Source organism: Streptomyces sp. S465, assembly GCF_026898115.1.
Taxonomy (GTDB): Bacteria; Actinomycetota; Actinomycetes; order Streptomycetales; family Streptomycetaceae; genus Streptomyces; species Streptomyces luomodiensis.
Genome location: NZ_CP114036.1, coordinates 8,219,562 through 8,236,753 on the forward strand (window position 1 = coordinate 8,219,562; position 17,192 = coordinate 8,236,753).

The 17,192-nt window shown below is 73.1% G+C and carries 12 protein-coding genes; 4 read left to right on the forward strand and 8 right to left on the reverse strand.

Annotation, left to right across the window (positions count from 1 at the left end):
• Nucleotides 1-31 precede the first annotated feature (31 nt).
• Genes N6H00_RS34800 through N6H00_RS34810 form a run of 3 tightly spaced genes read right to left on the reverse strand, consistent with a single transcriptional unit; the run spans nucleotide 32 to nucleotide 2,712 of the window.
• A complete protein-coding gene (locus tag N6H00_RS34800; RefSeq protein WP_268975826.1) occupies nucleotides 32-1,120 on the reverse strand; it encodes an isocitrate/isopropylmalate dehydrogenase family protein in 1,089 nt (362 codons plus the stop codon).
• Between the two features lie 48 nt (nucleotides 1,121-1,168).
• On the reverse strand, nucleotides 1,169-2,005 hold the full coding sequence (locus N6H00_RS34805; protein WP_268975827.1) for a sugar phosphate isomerase/epimerase family protein: 837 nt from the start codon (nucleotides 2,003-2,005) through the stop codon (nucleotides 1,169-1,171).
• A complete protein-coding gene (locus N6H00_RS34810; protein WP_268975828.1) occupies nucleotides 2,002-2,712 on the reverse strand; it encodes an aspartate/glutamate racemase family protein in 711 nt (236 codons plus the stop codon). Before N6H00_RS34810 ends, N6H00_RS34805 begins: the two co-directional genes overlap by 4 nt.
• 502 nt (nucleotides 2,713-3,214) lie before the next feature.
• Here N6H00_RS34810 and N6H00_RS34815 point away from each other — a divergent pair.
• The 4 genes from N6H00_RS34815 to N6H00_RS34830 all read left to right on the forward strand — a co-directional run bounded on the left by N6H00_RS34815 (nucleotide 3,215) and on the right by N6H00_RS34830 (nucleotide 9,728).
• Nucleotides 3,215-4,510, forward strand: a complete 1,296-nt coding sequence (locus tag N6H00_RS34815) for a CitMHS family transporter (protein WP_268975829.1) — start codon at nucleotides 3,215-3,217, stop codon at nucleotides 4,508-4,510.
• A gap of 89 nt (nucleotides 4,511-4,599) precedes the next feature.
• Entirely contained in the window at nucleotides 4,600-5,238 is a 639-nt protein-coding gene (locus tag N6H00_RS34820) for a TetR/AcrR family transcriptional regulator (RefSeq protein ID WP_268975831.1), read from the forward strand.
• Nucleotides 5,239-5,384: 146 nt separating this feature from the next.
• A complete protein-coding gene (locus N6H00_RS34825) occupies nucleotides 5,385-6,650 on the forward strand; it encodes an MFS transporter (RefSeq protein WP_329618587.1) in 1,266 nt (421 codons plus the stop codon).
• Nucleotides 6,651-7,124: 474 nt separating this feature from the next.
• A complete protein-coding gene (locus tag N6H00_RS34830; protein WP_268975833.1) occupies nucleotides 7,125-9,728 on the forward strand; it encodes a BTAD domain-containing putative transcriptional regulator in 2,604 nt (867 codons plus the stop codon).
• Between the two features lie 528 nt (nucleotides 9,729-10,256).
• Here the strand turns inward: N6H00_RS34830 and N6H00_RS34835 are convergent.
• The 5 genes from N6H00_RS34835 to N6H00_RS34855 are packed head-to-tail and all read right to left on the reverse strand — an operon-like array spanning nucleotide 10,257 to nucleotide 17,118.
• Nucleotides 10,257-10,658 (reverse strand): hypothetical protein, encoded by a 402-nt coding sequence (locus N6H00_RS34835; protein ID WP_268975834.1) that lies wholly within the window; start codon nucleotides 10,656-10,658, stop codon nucleotides 10,257-10,259.
• On the reverse strand, nucleotides 10,655-12,235 hold the full coding sequence (gene mhpA, locus N6H00_RS34840) for a bifunctional 3-(3-hydroxy-phenyl)propionate/3-hydroxycinnamic acid hydroxylase MhpA (RefSeq protein ID WP_268975835.1): 1,581 nt from the start codon (nucleotides 12,233-12,235) through the stop codon (nucleotides 10,655-10,657). The genes N6H00_RS34835 and mhpA overlap by 4 nt, the downstream gene beginning before the upstream one ends.
• Nucleotides 12,232-13,080: an NAD(P)H-binding protein gene (locus tag N6H00_RS34845; RefSeq protein ID WP_268975836.1), complete on the reverse strand. Its 849-nt coding sequence runs from the start codon at nucleotides 13,078-13,080 to the stop codon at nucleotides 12,232-12,234. The genes mhpA and N6H00_RS34845 overlap by 4 nt, the downstream gene beginning before the upstream one ends.
• Nucleotides 13,081-13,096: 16 nt before the next feature.
• The gene (locus tag N6H00_RS34850; protein ID WP_268975838.1) at nucleotides 13,097-14,272 is read right to left on the reverse strand and encodes a 3-deoxy-7-phosphoheptulonate synthase; all 1,176 of its coding nucleotides are present in this window, start codon (nucleotides 14,270-14,272) and stop codon (nucleotides 13,097-13,099) included.
• Nucleotides 14,272-17,118: a helix-turn-helix transcriptional regulator gene (locus N6H00_RS34855; RefSeq protein ID WP_268975839.1), complete on the reverse strand. Its 2,847-nt coding sequence runs from the start codon at nucleotides 17,116-17,118 to the stop codon at nucleotides 14,272-14,274. The genes N6H00_RS34850 and N6H00_RS34855 overlap by 1 nt, the downstream gene beginning before the upstream one ends.
• Between the last annotated feature and the right edge of the window lie 74 nt (nucleotides 17,119-17,192).

Genomic DNA, 17,192 nt, shown 5'->3' on the forward strand with positions numbered 1-17,192 from the left:
GGCGGAGTCGGCCCGCCCCGGAGCGGGTGGGTCAGTTCTGGCCGGCGCCGGCGGTGATGGCCTTGATGACGGCGGCGGTGAACTCGGTGGTGGAGGCGGAGCCGCCGAGGTCGCGGGTGGAGGTGCCGGAGGCGATGGCGTGGGCCACGCCGCTCTCGATGAGCCTGGCGACGGTGGCGAGCTTCCCGTCACTGTGCTGGGCGGCGAGCCACTCGAAGAGCATCGCGCCGGAGAGGATCATGGCGACCGGGTTGGCGATGTTCTGCCCGGCGATGTCGGGGGCGGAGCCGTGGGACGCCTGGGCCATGGCGGTGGTCGCGGAGGCGTTGATGGAGGGGGCGGTGCCGAGCGAGCCGGAGATCTCGCCGGCCAGGTCGGAGAGGATGTCGCCGAACATGTTCTCGGTGACGATGACGTCGAAGTCCTGGGCGCGGCGCACCAGGTGGACGGTCATGGCGTCGATGTGGAAGTCGTCGACCGCCACGTCCGGGTAGTCCTCGGCGACTTCCTGGCAGACGGTGCGGAACAGGCCGGTGGTGAGCTTGAGGACGTTGGCCTTGTGGACGATGGTGAGCTTCTTGCGGCGGGAGCGGGCCAGGTCGAAGGCGACGCGGGCGACCCGCTCGGTGGCCTCGCGGGTGATGATGCCCATCATGATCGCCGTATCGCGGGTGGGCATGAACTCGCCGGTGCCGGCGAAGGTGTTGCGGTCGGCGTAGAAGCCCTCGGTGTTCTCCCGGACGATGACGAGGTCGGCGTTGTCGCAGACGGCCTCGGCACCGGGGAAGCTCTTGGCGGGGCGGATGTTGGCGAAGAGCTGGAAGTGCTTGCGCAGGGTGCCCGACGGATTGAGCGCGGACTTGTGCGGCTCGGGGTAGGACACGGAGTCGTGCGGGCCGAGGTACCAGCCGTCCAGACCGGCCAGGGCGTCCTTGGTCTCCTCGGGGACCGGGGTGCCGTGGGTCTCGATGGCGGTGGCGGCGAGCGGCAGGGTCACCCAGTCGACGGAGACGCCGACGGCCTGGGCGGCGGCGGTGGTGATCTCCACGGAGGACGGGACGATCTCGGGGCCGATGCCGTCGCCTTCGAGGACGCCGAGGCGGTAGGTCGTGGTGCTCATGGTGCGGGTTCCTCTCAGAACAGGGGGTGGGCGGTCGGGAGGGACGGATCAGGACAGCGCGGCCGCGGCATCGGCGAGCGCGGTCCAGGAGCGGGCGGCGGCCCTGGGGCTGTCGCCGTCCTGGGTGTGCTCCAGCGTCAGCCAGCCGGTGAAACCGCCGGTGCGCAGCGCGTTCAGCAGGGCCGGGAGCCGGGGGTCGCGGAGGGTCAGCGGACCCCGCGTCGAGGGCGCCGCGAGCTGGAGGCAGCCGGTGACGGGGGCGTGCTCGGCGACGGCCCGGACGGTATCGACGCCTTCGGCGTCGAGATGGTGGGTGTCCAGCACCAGCCCGGCCGGGGCGTCGAACGAGCCGATGACGGCGCGGGCCTCGTCGGGGGTGTGCCACAGCGAGGTGTTGGCGCGCGACTGGGGCTCCAGCAGCAGCCGGCTGCCGCGGGCGGCGGCCTCCTCGGCCAGCTGCGCCACGGCGCGTTCGGCCCAGGTGCGCTGCGTGTCCGCCAGCCCCGGCAGGAAGGTGCCGCGGGTCTGGCCGAGCGTGACCGGCACCCCGAGTTCCCCGGCGAGGCGGGCCGCGCCCAGCAGACGGTGCAGGGCGTGCCGGCGTACGTCCGGCGACGGGTCGGTCAGCGTCAGCCGGTCCTGGGCCGCGACCGGTCCGGTGCCGATGCCCAGGACCGCCAGACCGGCCGTCTCGACGGTCCGGGCCAGGGCGTGGGCATCGCGTGCGGTGGTGTCACGGACCTGCACCTCCACTCCGTCATAGCCGAGTTCGGCCAGCCGGCGGACCGCTTCGGCCAGGGGCGCGCCGAATCCGAGCGGCATGGGCGCGGCGCAGTCGTCGCCGGAGACGGTGTAGGCCAGGGGCCAGGGCAGCCGCGCCGTCACGGTGCGACCGCCGCGGTGGCGGCCGGCTGTCCCGCGCCGGAGGTGAGCAGGCCGCGCAGTTCCCGGGCGGCGGCGCCCGCACCGTCCAGCACCGGCACGCCCACCAGGTCGGCGAGCGCGTCGCGCACCGGGGTCAGTGAGTACTGCGCCAGGAGCACCGCGTCGGCGCCCGAGCCCCCGGCCGCGTCCAGGGCGTTCGCCAGGTGGCGGGCGGTGGACGCGGCGTCGGCGGCGACGGCCGCCTCCTCGCTCAGCGCGGTCACGAGGTCGACCGGACGGTCCGGCCGTGCCACCGGGATCAGCGCTTCGAGCTGGGCCACGGCGGCCGGGACGGCGGGCGGGGTGGAGGCGACGACGGCGATGCGCCGGTACGGACCGGCCAGGGCGGCCTTGAACATCGCCTCGTCGGACTTCAGGACGGGCACGTTCCACAGCGCGCGGGCGGTGTCCACGACCTCCCCGTAGGAGGAGCAGGTCAGCAACAGGCCCTGGGCGCCGCCGTCCATCACGTGCCCGATCAGGCGGAGCATGCGCCGGCGCAGCGCGTCGGTGAGGCCGTCGGCCTCGCGGGCCTCGTCCAGCAGGCGGTCGTCCAGCACGTTCCACAGGGTGGCCTGCGGGAACTCCCGTGTGAACGCCTCCTGGGCGATGCGGGTCGCGGCGGGCACGGCGTGGATCATGGCGACCAGGGGATGGGGTTCGATCACCGGGTTCTTTCCTCTTCCGGTAGGCGGGGACCGGGAAGGGTCCCGACCGCGGGCCCGCTCCGGCCGGCGCGGTGACGCGCCGCGAAAGCACGGGGGAGAAGGCCCGAGGTGGGGGCGGCAACGTTCTCTGTGGTGCCGTGCCGCCACTGTAGAAGCATCCGGTTAACCGGTCAACCAGATGTGGCGAGGCTGGAAGTATCGCGTTTCCGGCCGTCCGTCCCCGGTGGGGGTTCCGCGTTTTACGCGGTGAATCCCTCACACCGGTATTGACGTGATGGCTGGATTCTAGTTACCTACCGGCAATCCGGTTAACCGGTCTGCCGGAAGCTCGGCGAGCCGCCCTCCCTTCCCGTACAGCCGCCGCCGGAAGCCCCAGCCCGACAAGCGCACTCCCGACGTCGGAAGCGGGCCACTGCCCGCCGCGACCGTGCGCCCGCCCGGACCGCCGTACAGAAAGCCGCACGACCGTGGCGGCCCCTCCGCCCTGCCCCTAGGAGCAACGATGCTCGCCGTCCTCGGCTTCGCCACCCTGGGCAGCTTCATGCTGCTCGTGATGCGGAAACACCTCTCCGCGTTCACCGCCATCATGCTGACCCCGATCGCAGCCGCCGTGATCGCGGGCAAGGGCGCCAAGCTCGGCGACATGATCATGAACGGTCTGGACACCGTCGCGCCCACCGCGGCGCTGCTGCTGTTCGCGGTCCTCTACTTCGGCCTGATGATGGAGTGCAAGCTCTTCGAGCCCGTCTGCCAGGCCATCGTCCGTGCCTCCAAGGGCGATCCGGTCCGCATCTGCGTCGGTACCGCGGTCCTGGCCCTGTGCGTCGCGCTGGACGGTGACGGCACCACCAGCTACATGATCGTCTGCTCCGCGTTCCTGCCCATCTACCGGCGCCTGGGGATGAACCCCCTCATCCTCGCCACCCTCTCCGCGATGGCGCTGGGTACGATCTCCGGCACCACCCCCTGGGGCGGAGCCGCCACCCGCGGCATCAGCGTGCTGCACCTGAGCGCCACCGAGTACTTCGTCCACATGATCGCCCCCATGGCGCTCACCAGCCTGGCCATCATGGCCACCGCCTACTGGCTCGGCCTGCGCGAGCGGCACAAGATCGACGCCGAGAAGCTCGCCGCCTACCGGCTCGACATCGCCTCGGGAGAAGCGTTCGAGCCGGTGCGGGCGGACTGGCGGATGTGGTGCAACGCCGCCCTCACCGTGCTGCTGATGGTGCTGCTCGTCCTGGAGGTCGCCGATCTCCTCGTGCTGTTCATGGTCGCGTTCGTCATCGCCCTGCTCATCAACATCCGCACCATCGGCGACCAGCAGGAACTCATCAAGCGTCAGGCCGCCAACGCCGTCCCCGTGATGATCCTCGTCCTGGCCGCCGGTGTGTTCACCGGCATCATGACCGACTCCGGCATGATCAAGGCCATGGCGGATGCCGCCCTGGCCGTCGTCCCCGACTCCATGGGCAACCTCATCCCGGTGTTCACCGCCGTCCTCGCCCTGCCGCTCGGCTTCTTCATGTCCAACGACGGCTACTGGTTCGGCGTCGTCCCCGTTCTCGCCGAATCCGCCGCCCACTACGGCATCGACGCCAACGAAATCGCCAGGGCCGGCGCCATCGGCCAGATCCTCCACATGATGGGCCCCACCAGCGCACCCCTGTGGGTCCTGCTCGGACTGGTCAAGGCCGAACTCGGCGACTTCCAGAAGCACGCCCTGCGCTGGGGCGTCCCCGTCTCCCTCGCCTACATCGGCTTCGCCGTCCTCACCGGGGCCACCACCGTCACCTGAGCCGGACGGCGAGACGGCCGGTACGGGCGCGTGGCCGCGTCGACCGCGCCCCCGTACCCCTCCCGGCCCGCGGGAGTACCATCCCCACGATGAGTGCTCCCGCGAACCGCCCCGGTGCCGTGCCCACACGGACCTCGGTGAGGCGTGGCCGGCGCCCGTTCGAGGAGGTGCGGCAGGCCGTGTTGCGGGCGGCGGCCCAGACGCTGTTCGAGGCCGGGATCGCCGGCTTCACCATCGAATGCGTCGCCCGCCGCGCCGGGGTCAGCCGGGTCACCGTCCACAAGCACTGGCCCTCGCGCGGCGCGCTCGCCCTCGACGCCTTCACGGACACCTTCCACAACGACCTCGCCCTCCACGACACCGGCGACGTCCGCCGCGATCTGCACGAGGTCCTCGGGACCTTCGCCCGGCTCCTGGCGAGCAAGCCGGCCGGTCCCGCCTTCGCGCAACTGCTGGGCGCCGCACAGATCGACGCCGACCTCGCCGAGGCGATCCGGGAACGCTACTTCGCGCCCCGTCGCCACGCCGTCCTGGGCATCTTGAGCGCCGCGAGGGACCGCGGCGAGATCCCCGCCGACATCGACGTGACGGTCATGGTCGACATGATGTGGGGCGCCTGTTACAACCGTCTTCTCATGCCCGGACTCACCGGGACGCTCACCGAGGACTTCGCCCGGTCCGTCGTCGACGTGGCCCTCGCGGGAGCCGGCGCCTCACCACGCGCCTAGCGGCATCACACACCCGCACGGACCGGGCTCCGCTGCTGCCCTGGGGCCGCCCACGTCCGCCGGCCTGGCACCGCAGAAGCCGTTATCTGTTCACGGTGTACATTTACGAGGCGGCCAGGAGCACACGGAATGGAGCGACGGCGGAGATGGCGGAAGCGACGGCAGAGGCTGTGAACCCTGGCGCGACAAGGAGCCGACGGCGTCATGCCTACGGCTTCGCCCTCTCGGCCGTGACCTTGGTGACGCTGACCGCGACGGTCGCCGCGCCCTCGCCGGTCTACCCGCTCTACCAGGCCGAATGGTCACTGGGGCCGGGCGTGCTGAGCCTGATGTTCGCGATATACGTGGTGGGCCTGCTGATCGTCCTCATCACGGCCGGTTCGCTGTCGGACCACACCGGTCGCCGGCCGGTGATACTCGCTGCCGCGCTGCTCGCGCTGATAGCCCTCGTGATCCTCGTCCTCGCCGGAGGCGTCGGCGCGGTGCTGGTGGCGCGGACCCTCCAAGGGGCGGCGATGGCGCTCGGGATCGGTGCCCTCGGCGCCGCCCTGCTGGACTTCGCCCCGCCCCATGGCGGCCGGCTCGCCGCCACGCTGAACGGCGCGCTGCCGCCGGTCGGCCTGGCGGTGGGGTCACTGCTGGGCGGTGTGTTCGTCCAGTTCGAGCCGGACCCCACCCGGCTCGTCTTCGTGGTGCTGTCGGTCGCGGTCATCGTGCTCGGCGTGCTGGCCTTCTTCCTCCCGGAGCGCCACCCCCGCCGCCCCGGTGCGCTGGCCTCCCTGCGGCCCACCCTCAGTCTCCCGGCCCCGGTGCGTCCGGTGTTCTTCGCCGTGCTCGGCTGCATGCTCGCCTCCTGGGCACTCGCCGGCCTCTATCTCGGCATGGGCGCCACCCTCGTACGGGGCATCTTCGACGCCCCACAGGCGGTCGTCGGCGGCCTGGCGATCGCCTGCGTCACCGGGGTCGGCGCCCTCACCGGCATGGCCGGGCAGCGCCTGGACGCCCGGCACGTCATGATCGCGGGTGCCATCGCACTCGTCATCGGCCCCCTGCTCATCCTCGCCGCCGTTCAGACCGGGCAGCTCTGGCTCATGTTCCTCGGCAACATCGTCGGCGGGATCGGTTTCGGCGGCGGTTTCCAAGGCGGGCTGCGGCTCATCCTCGCCGAAGCGCCGGAAGCCGACCGGGCCGGCCTGCTGTCGACCGTCTATCTGATCAGTTATTTCGCCTTCGGCGCGCCCTGCCTTCTCGCCGGGCTGCTCACCCCCACGCTCGGACTGCGCACCGTCGTCATCGGCTACAGCGTCTTCGTCTCGCTCCTCTCCGCCGTAGCCCTCACGCTGCAACTCGCTCGTCGTGGTACCCGCACCGTCGAGATCGAAGCCGTGCGGGACGAGTTCGCCCGATCGTGAAATCCTCTCGAAGACTCCTGAGAATTCCGCCGGTTCCGGCCCCGGAAGCGGGTATCGCCGACGCGCGTAAAACAAGTGGTAGTTGAGCACTCCGCCATGCCAAGTGCGGGTAAAATATCCTGGCGTACAGATTGTTTTTGGCCAACAATCCATCTATCAAGAGCCTCGCCTATCCCTTCGGCTTTAGTGATTTCTCTAAAACGTTCGACTTAAGATCGGCGTAGCGTCTGATGCCGAAGTCCGTGGAGGGCTGCAAGTGATATCGACAGATTCCGCGTACGCGCAGGTTCAGCCCGGGAAACCCGCCTGATCGGCCCGTGTGGGCTCTGCTGTAGCACTGCCGACCCCTGGGTCACGCAAGCCCGCTTACCGACGCCCCGACTCTCGTCCGCGGCGAGCGATGTTGTCTTGATGGCGCTCCGATAGGGGATTCAGGTGATGCTCGAAAGGCGGCAGGACCGGCGACTCCGTGCGATGCCGAAACCCAGGACCGATGTCCGATTCAACGTTCTCGGCCCGCTCCAGGTGGTCAGGGACGGTGCCATACTGCCGATGGGCGGCCCCAAGAAGCGCGCGGTTCTGGGCTACCTGCTGGTGCATGCGAACGACGTGGTCGCCACCAGTCAGATGATCAAAGTGATCTGGCCCCAGGGAGCTCCCTCGACCGCGCGCAAGATGCTCCAGAACACAGTGTCGTGGTTCCGGAGCGTGCTCGCCGAACACGACCTCGCCCCGTCCTGCGCGTTGTTGACCCACTCACCGGGTTACCTTCTGCGGGTCGACGAGAGCATGGTCGACCTGCTCCGTTTCGAACGACTGACCAGGGCCGGCCGCCAGGCGCTGGCCGACGGCCGGCGCGCCGAGGCCACCCGGACCCTGCGCGAGGCGCTCGACCTGTGGCGGGGCCCGGTGCTGGAGGACCTGACCGACACCGGCATCACCTGGCCCCGGCTGGCCGCCCTCCAGGAGGAGCGGCTGACCACCCTGGAGGACTACCTGGAGGCGGAGATCGCCGCCGGCCGCCACCACCAGCACGTGGCGGAACTCGACCAGCTGGTCACCGCCGAGCCGCACCGGGAGCGCGCCTGCCGGCTGTTGATGATCGCGCTGTACCGCTGCGGCAGACAGGTCGACGCGCTGCGCGCCTACCACCGGACCCGCAAGGTGCTGATGGACGACCTCGCCCTGGAACCCACCCGGGAGCTGCGCGAGCTGGAGTCCCGCATCCTCGCCCAGGACGTGTCCCTGCGCCCGGCCGCCGAACCCGAGCTGCGGCTGACCCTCCCCGGCGCCGCGCACGCCCGCCCGGCACCGGCCGTCGAGACCGTCCCCGACCGGGAGCCGACCGCCCACCGGGCCGGGGCCGAAGAGGCCGCGCCGTCCCCCAGACCGGCCGCCTCGACCGGGGAGCGCAAGCTCGTCTCCATCCTCACCACGTCGTTCGACCTCGGCCCCGAAGTGGACCCGGAGGACGTGGACGACCTGCTCGCCGACCTGGCCGCCGCGGTCCGCACCGAGGTGGAGAACGCCGGGGGCACCGTCGTGTGCTGCACCGGCTCCGCGGTCCAGGCGGTGTTCGGCGTCCCGCGCACCGGTGAACACGACATGCTGGCCGCGGTCCGCACCGGGCTGGCGGTACGCGACCGCTTCGCCGCCCGGGAGGACGCCGGCCCCCGGCCGGCCACCGTCCGCCTGTCGGTCAACACCGAAGAGGTCCTGATCAAGACGCACGGCGCGGCGCCGGAGGTGGTGAGCCCGGCGATCGACATCTGCCTGCGCCGGGTCTGGTCGCTGCCGCCGGACTCGGTGTGGATCTGCGAGGCGACCCGGCGCAGTGGGGGCGCCGACCTCATCCACGACCTCGCCCCGTACTCCTCGCCGGCCGGCCCGCCGTTGTGGCACGCGACCGGGCTGCGCGGCGACCCCCCGTGTCCGGTCGACATCCCGCGGCCGCCGCTGGTCGACCGGGACCACGATCTGATGATCCTCCAGGAGCACTTCGACCAGGTGGTGCGGCGTGGGCGCGGGCGGATCCTGACCCTGGTCGGCGAGGCGGGCATGGGCAAGAGCCGTCTGGTGCTGGAGCTCGCCCGGCTGATCCGGCGCGGCCCCGACCGGGCCCGGGTGCTGCGGACCGGCACGGTGCACGGCCTGCGGACCGCCACCGCCGACCCGCTCGCCGGACTGGTCGCCTCCTGGGCCGGACTGGCCCACGGCTGCACGCCCGAGGAGGCCGAGGCCAAGGTGACCGCCGCGGTGAGCGGACTGCTCGGCGAGGAACCGGCGGCCCGGTCACTGACCCGCGACCTGCTTCCGCTGTTCGCCCCGGGCGGCCGGGCGCGCGGCGGGCCGGACACCGGCGTGCTGCACGCCGCCGTCGTCGACCTGCTCGTCCGGATCGCCGGGGAACTCCCAGTGGTGCTGGTGGTGGAGGACCTGCACGCGGCCGACGACGACCTGTCGCGGTTCCTCGGCCTGCTCGCCGGGCGGGTCGCCGCCATCCCGCTGCTGTTGATCTCCACGGCCCGGCCGCAGCTCGCCCGCCGTCTGTGCTCCCAGGCATCCACCACCATCACGCTGGACCGGCTGACCGACGACGCGGTCCGGGAGCTGTGGGGGTCGGTGCTGCGGCGCGAGGACGGGGGGGACGGCGCCGGGCTGACCCCGGAGCTGTTCGACCGGATCGGCGGCAACCCCATGTTCGCCATCGAGTTCGCCCGGCAGCGGCTGCACGAGCCGGACGGTGCTCCGGAGGGCCGGCTGCCGGCCCGGATCTACCGGGTGGTCGCCGCGACCCTCGACCGCCTGGCGCCGGATGAGAAGGAGATCCTGAAGGAGGCCACGCTGGTGTCCGGGCCCATCGTGCCGGACACCGTGGCCGCGCTGGGCTGCCACACCGTGGAGGTGGTACGGGGCTGCCTGGACGACCTGACCCGGCGGGACCTGCTGGTGCGCGACCGCGACGGCACGGGCTACGCCTTCGCGCACCCGGTGATCCGGGACGTGGCGCACGCCCAGTTACCGAAGGCCACCCGGTCCTGCGCCGACCGCCGGGCCGAGGCGCTGCGGGTCGGCTGACGGCGGCGCTGCCGGGGCTGTCCCCGGCCACTGGCGGTCGTCCGGGGCTGTCTCCGGCCACCGGGGGTCGGCGCCGTACCGGTGGGCCCACCGTCGGGTGGGCCCGGCGACTGCCGGCCGGCCCCGGGGCTGTCCCCGGTCACTGGCGGTCGTCCGGGGCTGTCCCCGGCCACCGCCGGCCGGTCCCGGGGCTGTCCCCGGTCACTGGCGGTCGTCCGGGGCTGTCTCCGGCCACCGGGGGTCGGAGCCGTACCGGTGGGCCCACCGCCGGGTGGGCCCGGCGACTGCCGGCCGGTCCCGGGGCTGTCCCCGGTCACTGGCGGTCGTCCCCGGGGCTGTCCCCGGCCACCGCCGGCCGGCCCCGAGGCCGTCTCCGGCCACCGGGGGTCGGCGCCGTACCGGTGGGCCCACCGTCGGGTGGGCCCGGCGACCGCCGGCCGGCCCCGAGGCCGTCTCCGGCCACCGGGGGTCGGCGCCGTACCGGTGGGTCCACCGCCGGGTGGGCCCGGCCGGACGCGGCGGCCTCGTCTAGTCGACGAGCACCTTGACCGGGTCGCAGGACGCCCAGCACTCGGTGATCAGACCGTTCTCCACCTTGAGGATCTCGGTCAGCACCCGGGTGAACGTGGCACCCTCCGGCCCGAGTTCGCCCGCGCCCGGACCCAGCTTGCCGATCACGCTCCAGTGCGTGGTGATGTACTCGTCCGTGATGATCGGGCCGACCAGGGTGGTGAATTTCGCCTCTTGGAAGATCGCGTTCACCGCCACCACCCACCTGCGGACCGACTGCGCGTCGTTGATCGCGCTGAGGTCGCGGTCGGACTCCAGGCACAGCTTGAACCCGGGCGCGATGATCTCGTCGGTCAGATCCAGCTGGTTGTACCAGAGGTTGGTCCACTTCTCCCACAGGGACAGGTGCGTGGCGGTCATACGGGTCCTCCCGAGAGTGATCGTTGCGGCGTCGCGGACAGCAGCCCGCGACGCAGGTCGCCCACCAGCTCCGCCACCGACCCACGGTCCGCGGCGGATCCGAAGACGTAGAAGTCCGGCCGCACCATCAGCGCGACCGCCGAGGACTCGGCCAGGAACGGCAGGTACACCCCGTCGTCGTCGGCCACCTCGCCCTCGCCCACCGGTGCCCCGGCCGGCACCACCCGCACCAGGCGGGTCCCGATGCCGGCCAGGAACTCCCGGTCGGCCTCGTCCAGCAGCGCCGCCGGGTCCTGCCCGGTCAGGAACACGAAACCGCGTCCGGCCACGTCGTCGAAGCGTCCGGTGCCGGCGGTGCCGGTCACCCGGCCCTGCGGCATGTACGCGCCCGCGCCGGGGCCCGCCCCGGACAGCAGCCCCTCGGTCAGCGGCACCCCGCTGAGCTGCGGCGGCTCCTCGGCCTCCGGGTCGGCCGCCCGCGCCAGCAGCATGCTGTCGCGCACCGCGGCCGCGGCCGGGTCCAGCTCGCACACCATCTTGCCCAGCTCGACCGCGTAGCCGATGAAGTGCCGTAGGTGGCCGGTGCGTTCGACCGCGTAGCTGTCCAGCAGCGCTGGGCCGGCGCGGCCGCGCAGCACCAGGTCCAGCTTCCAGGTCAGGTTGGCCGCGTCCCGGACGCCGGCGCACATGCCCTGGCCGGCGAACGGGGGCATCAGATGCGCGGCGTCCCCGGCCAGCAGGATCCGGCCGCGCCGCCACTGGTCCACCCACTGCGCGCGGAAGGTGTACACCGAGTGCCGGTGCATGGTGGCGTTCTCCGGGGTGATGCCGTGCGGTTCCAGCAGCCGCCAGGCGGTCTCCGGCCGGTTCAGCTCCTCGACGCTCTCGCCCGGCAGTCGCATGAATTCCCAGCGACGGTGTTCCAGACCGCCGGAGACCACCGTGGTCGGCCGGGCCGGGTCGCAGATCTGGAGGTTGTTCGGCCGGAACTCGCGTGGCTCGTCCAGCACCAGGTCGCAGAGCAGCCAGTCGTAGAAGAACCCCAGGTCGGTCACGGTGGACCGGATGGCATGGCGCACCACGCTGTGCGCGCCGTCGCAGCCCACCACCCAGGAGGCGGTGAACCGGCGCCGGCCCGCGCCGACCTCCACGTGATCGTCCCGCTCGACGCAGCCGGTCACCTCCACGCCGCGCAGCAGCCGCAGGTTCGGCAGCCGCTCGGCCCGCTCCTGCAACACCCGCTCCAGCGCCGGCTGGTGGAAGACCACCGACCTCGGCCAGCCGGCCGACCCGGGCGGGTCGCCGGCCAGCTCCAGGCGCATCAGCACCTGGCCGTCGGCGGTGTGGAACTCGTAGTCGACCGCCGGGTCCCCGACCTCGTGCAGCCGGTTCCCGATCCCGGCGGCCGCCAGATACCGCGCGGTCTCCCCGTCGAAGTGCACCGCCCGCGGGAACGGGTACGGCCGCTCGTAGCGCTCCAGCACGGTCACCCGCCAGCCCTGCTGGGCCAGCAGTATCGCGGTCAGCCGGCCGACCGGCCCCCAGCCGACCACCAGCACGTCGCAGTCGGTGGTCACCGGAACGCCTCGATGTGGTCGGCGGCCCACTCCCGGTACGACCGCGGCGGTCGGCCCAGGACTTCCGCCACCGCCCCGTCGACCCGCACCAGGCTCTCGTCGGTGTTGCGCAGCATGGTCAGCATCGCGTCGGCGACCGCCGGCGGGTAGTGCAGCCGCTCCACCATCGCCGCCCGAGCCACCGCCTCCGGGAGTTCCTCGAACGCCACCGGCTCGCCGAGCAGGTCGGACAGCACGGCCACCTGCCCGGCGACCGTGATCACCTCGCCGCCGGTCAGCGTGTGCACCCGGGACCGGTGCGGGGCCGGGTCCGCCAGCACCCGGGCGGCCACCGCGCCCACGTCCCGGGGATCCACCGCAGAACTGCGGAAGTCCCTGCCGAAGGCCCGCACCACCCGCTCGGCGCGCACCGACGGTGCCCACGGCAGCGTGTTGGACATGAACGTGCCGCCGCGCAGCACCGTCCAGTCCAGGCCGGAGCCCTGGACCGCCGCCTCCGCCGCCAGGTTCGCCTGCTTGATGGCGCTGTCCCGCGCGCTGCCGGCCCGGATCGAGGACAGCAGCACCACATGCCGCACGCCCGCGTCGCGCACCGCGTCCACGATCGGCCCGGCCTGCGGTATCCCGGGCAGCACCAGGAGCAGGAACGCCCGGTCCACGCCGTCCAGTGCGGGACCCAGCGAGCCGGGGTCCGTCAGATCGCCGGTGACGACCTCCACCGCCGTGGCCCAGCGCCGGGCGCCCTCGGGGTTCCGGGTGAGCACCCGGACCTTCTCTCCACGTTCCAGCAGCCGGTCGACGACCTCGCCGCCCACGGCCCCGGTAGCACCGGTCACCAAGATCACGGGATCCAGCCTCCTGTCAGAAGATGGCGTCGATCAGCTCGGACGCCTGCTCTACGGTCAACCTCGGGTCGCACAGCGACAGGTAGCGCTCGGTCAGCGCGTGCTCCTCCTCCGGGCGGCCGACGCACTCGGTCACCCGCTCCGCGGCCACCTCCAGGTGCAGCCCGCCGACATGCCGGCCGGCCCGCTCCACCACCCGGCGGAACTCCCGGCCCTCCGCGATCAGATCGGCCAGATACCGCGTCTTCAGCCCGCTCGCCGCCCGCCGGGTGTTGCCGTGCATCGGATCGCTCAGCCACACCACCGGGTGGCCGGCCGACACCACCGCCCGCACCAGTGGCGGCAGCGCCTCCGCGACCGCGTCCCGGCCCATCCGGAAGATCAACGCCAGCCGCCCCGGGACCCGGTCCGGGTCGAGCGCCGCGCACAGCCGCAGCAGCGTCTCCGGGTCGGTCGACGGGCCGATCTTGCAGCCCACCGGGTTGCGCACGGCGGCCAGCAGCGCCACATGCGCGTGGTCCAGCTGCCGGGTGCGCTCGCCGATCCACGGGAAGTGCGTGGAGCCCAGCAGCGACCGGCCGGCCGCCGGGTCATGCCGCACCAGACCGGCTTCGTAGTCCAGCACCAGCGCCTCATGGCTGCTCCACGGCCCCAGCCGCCCGCCGTCCGCCGCCTGGAGGCGCCGGGCGCGCAGGTCCCGCAGGATCTCCTCGCTCGCCTGGTACGCCCAGACCATCCGGCGCGGATCGGGCCGCCGGGCGAGCTCCGAGACCGTCTCCAGATTGACCATGTGCCCGCGGAAGACCGGCAGCCTCACCCCGTCGACCGTCTCGACCGGCGCCGACCGCGGCTTGGCGTACTGCCCGGCGATCCGCCCGATCCGCAGCACCGACTGGCCGGTCCGCACCGCCATCCGGCCGGCCAGCTCCTCGATCGCCGCCACCTTCGCCGCGGTGTGCCCGGCACCCGACTCATAGAAGCTCTCCGCGCAGTCGCCCGCCTGCACCAGCCGGGCCTGGCCCCGCGCCACCTTCGCCAGACCCCAGCCCAGGGCGGCCACCTCGGTGTGCGTCACCAGCGGCGCGGCGCCGCGCAGCCAGCCGAGCGCCGCAGCGTGCGCGGGGTGCGCGTCCCACTCCGGCTGCTGCGCGGCCGGCAGCGACTCCCACGCCGACGGCAGCGGTGCGCCCATCATGCGGACGTCGCGATGTCGTGGTGGAGCAGCGCGGGCAGCTCCTCGCGGTGCTTCACGCCCAGCTTCCGGTACACCTTCGTCAGATGCTGCTCGACCGTGCTCTCGGTGACGAACAGCTTCTCCGCGATGGCCCGGTTGGTGTAGCCGGCCGAGGCCAGCGTCGCCACCCGGCGCTCGGCCCGGCTGAGGAAGGTCAGCGCGGTGTCCTCCAACGCACCCGGCCCGTCCACCTCGTGCTCGGCCATGCCCGGGAACAGCTCCCGGCACAGCGGCTCGGCCTGGCAGCTGCGCGCCACGTGCCAGGCCCGGCGGGCGGTCTGCCGGGCCCGCCGTTGCTCGCCGGACGTGTGGTGCGCGTGGCTGAGGTCGGCCAGCGCCCGCGCCAGTTCGTAACGGTCCCCGGCGCCCTCCAGGATCTCCACCGCATCCCCCAGCAGATCGGTGCGCTGCCGCTGGCTCCCGCACGCCGCCAGCAGCCGGAGCGCCTGGCCCCGCACCCGGCCGAAGTCGGTCCCCACCCAGGCCAGCTGTTCGTTCAGCAGCCGTCTGGCTTGCTCCCGGTTGCCCTGCCGCAGCCAGGTCTCGGCCGCGCCGGTGCGCCACGGCACCAGGCCCGGGGTGTCCAGCGCCCAGGAGCGCATCAGCTCCCCGCAGGCGAAGAAGTCGGCCAGGGCGGCGGCGTGGTTGTCGCATACGAGGTGGTAGTGGCCCCGCGCGTACAGGTAGTGCAGCCCGTACCGGCTCTCGAACATCGACGCCGGGACCGGCACCCGCAGATACTCGGCGGCCGTTCGCAGCTGTCCCCTCCGGGTGGCGGCCAGGATCAGCGAACTCAGCGGCAGGCCGGCGGCCGTGCCCCAGGCCGGCGCGGACACCTCCTCCAGCGCGGCCCGCGCCCGTTCGGTGGCCGCCGTCAGGTCACCGCGCCGGACCGCGATCTCCGCCGACACCGCGGCCAGCTCGGCCCGGGACATCGGCACCCGCGCGGTCCACGGATCCCGGCGCCATGCCTCGCACCAGCGGGCCGCCCGCTCCGTCCGGTCGGCGTACACCTCCGGCATCAGGCACAACAGCGCGGACTCCCCGGTCCACACCGTGCCCCGCTGCACGCTGGCCTTGTGCAGCAACTGCTCGGCCCGTTCGGTGGCCTCCTCGTACCGCCCGTGGATCAGCACGTCCGCCAGCACCGCGGAGAACCGCTGCCACGGCGCGGACCGGTCCGCCGGCCCCTCGGCCGCCGGCCGGCCCCGCAGCACCGGCCGGCGCCGCCGGGCCGGCCGCGGGTGGGTGCACATCAGCCACAGCTCGAACGCGCGCAGCCGGGCACCGGTGTCGGCCGCCTCGTCGGCCGGCGCGGCCCGCAGCCCCTCGATGAGCGTGGTGGCCTCCTCACAGTGGCCCTGCCACAGCAGTTGCCGGCACACCTCGATGGTGTCGCCGGCCGTCAGCAGACCGGCCCGTGCGTCCCCGACCAGCGGCTCCAGGTGCCGGGCCGCGGCGCGGGGGTCGCAGCGCCACTCCACCTGGGCCAGCCGGGCGCGGATCGCGGCCCGCTCCCGGCCGTCCCCGGCGCTGCGCAGCGCCTGCTCCAGGCAGTCCACGGCCACCTCGAACCGCTGCTCCAACAGATGGCTCTCGGCCGCGTCCAGCAGTACCCGGGTGGCCGGAATCCCGTCGGCGCCCTCGCCCGCGATGATGTGCGCGGCGACCGCGGTGGCCGGCTCGCCCCGTTCCTGTAACAGCCGGGCCGCGGCCCGGTGCAGCGCCACGCGCTGTGGCGGCGACAGGTCCTCGAGCACCCCGGCCCGGCCGTTGGGGTGCGCGAAGTCCCCGTCGGTGAGCAGCCCGCCCGCCTCGAAGGCCCGGACGGTGTCGGCGACCACGTCCACGTTCACCCCGACCAGCCGGCTCAGCAACGCCTCCGAGGTGTACTCGCCCAGCACCGCCAGGCCCCGGACCACGGCCAGCCCGGCCGGCCCGGCGCGCCGCAGGCTGGTCAGCAGCGCCTGCCGGTAGGAGTGGCCGGCCATGTTCCGGCCGGTCCGCCAGTCGTCCAACAGGGCGCGCAGCAGCAGCGGGTTGCCGCCGCTGGCACGGAAGAACGCCGGCGCCAGCCGGTGCGCGGCCGACCGCCCGAGGTACCGGCCGATCAGCTCGGCGGCGCCCCGCTGCGACAGCCGGTCGACCGGGATCAGATCGCTGTGCGGGTACCGCAACAGCTCGGTCCTGGCCGCCGCGAAGCCCGGATGCGGGCCGACGTCGCTGGCCAGCACCACCAGCACGGGGGCCGGCCCGATCCGCCGGGCCAGCCACAGCAGCCACAGCACCGACTCCGGGTCGGCGTGCTGCACGTCGTCCACCGTGATCAGCGCCGGTGAACGGTTCACCAGGGCGAGCAGTTCCCTGCACAGCCCGTGCAGCACCTGGGCGGTCAGCCGCTCGGTCGCCCCGGTATCGGGGGTGGACGCGAGCCTGTCGATCAGTTCCGCGGCCCGAGCCCGGAACGCCGCCGGCAGCGCGGGCGCCAGGAGCAGCTGGCTCACCACACCCAGCGGGAGCGCGCGCTCGGCCGGCGAACAGATCGCGTGCAGCCGCAGCAACTCCCCGCCGGCCCCGGGCCCGCCGTCCGCTGGTGTGCCCTCGCAGGGCGCGTCCGTACCCGGGCCGCCGGTGCGGTGCGGGCGCGCGCCGTCGGCGGCCTGGGCGAACGAGTGCAGCAACTCCGTCTTGCCGGTCGCCGCAGCCCCCTCCACGACGGCGATACTTCCCGTCCCCGACCTGGCCTGATGCAACAGCGTGGCGAGGCGGGACAGCTGCTCGTTCCTCTCCACCAATCTGGTCAAAGGTTCCTCCAGCGATCGAGCGTGTCCCCCCGTGCCGACCGAGTCCTTCCGGCGGCGCCGATGCTAGGTCTGGG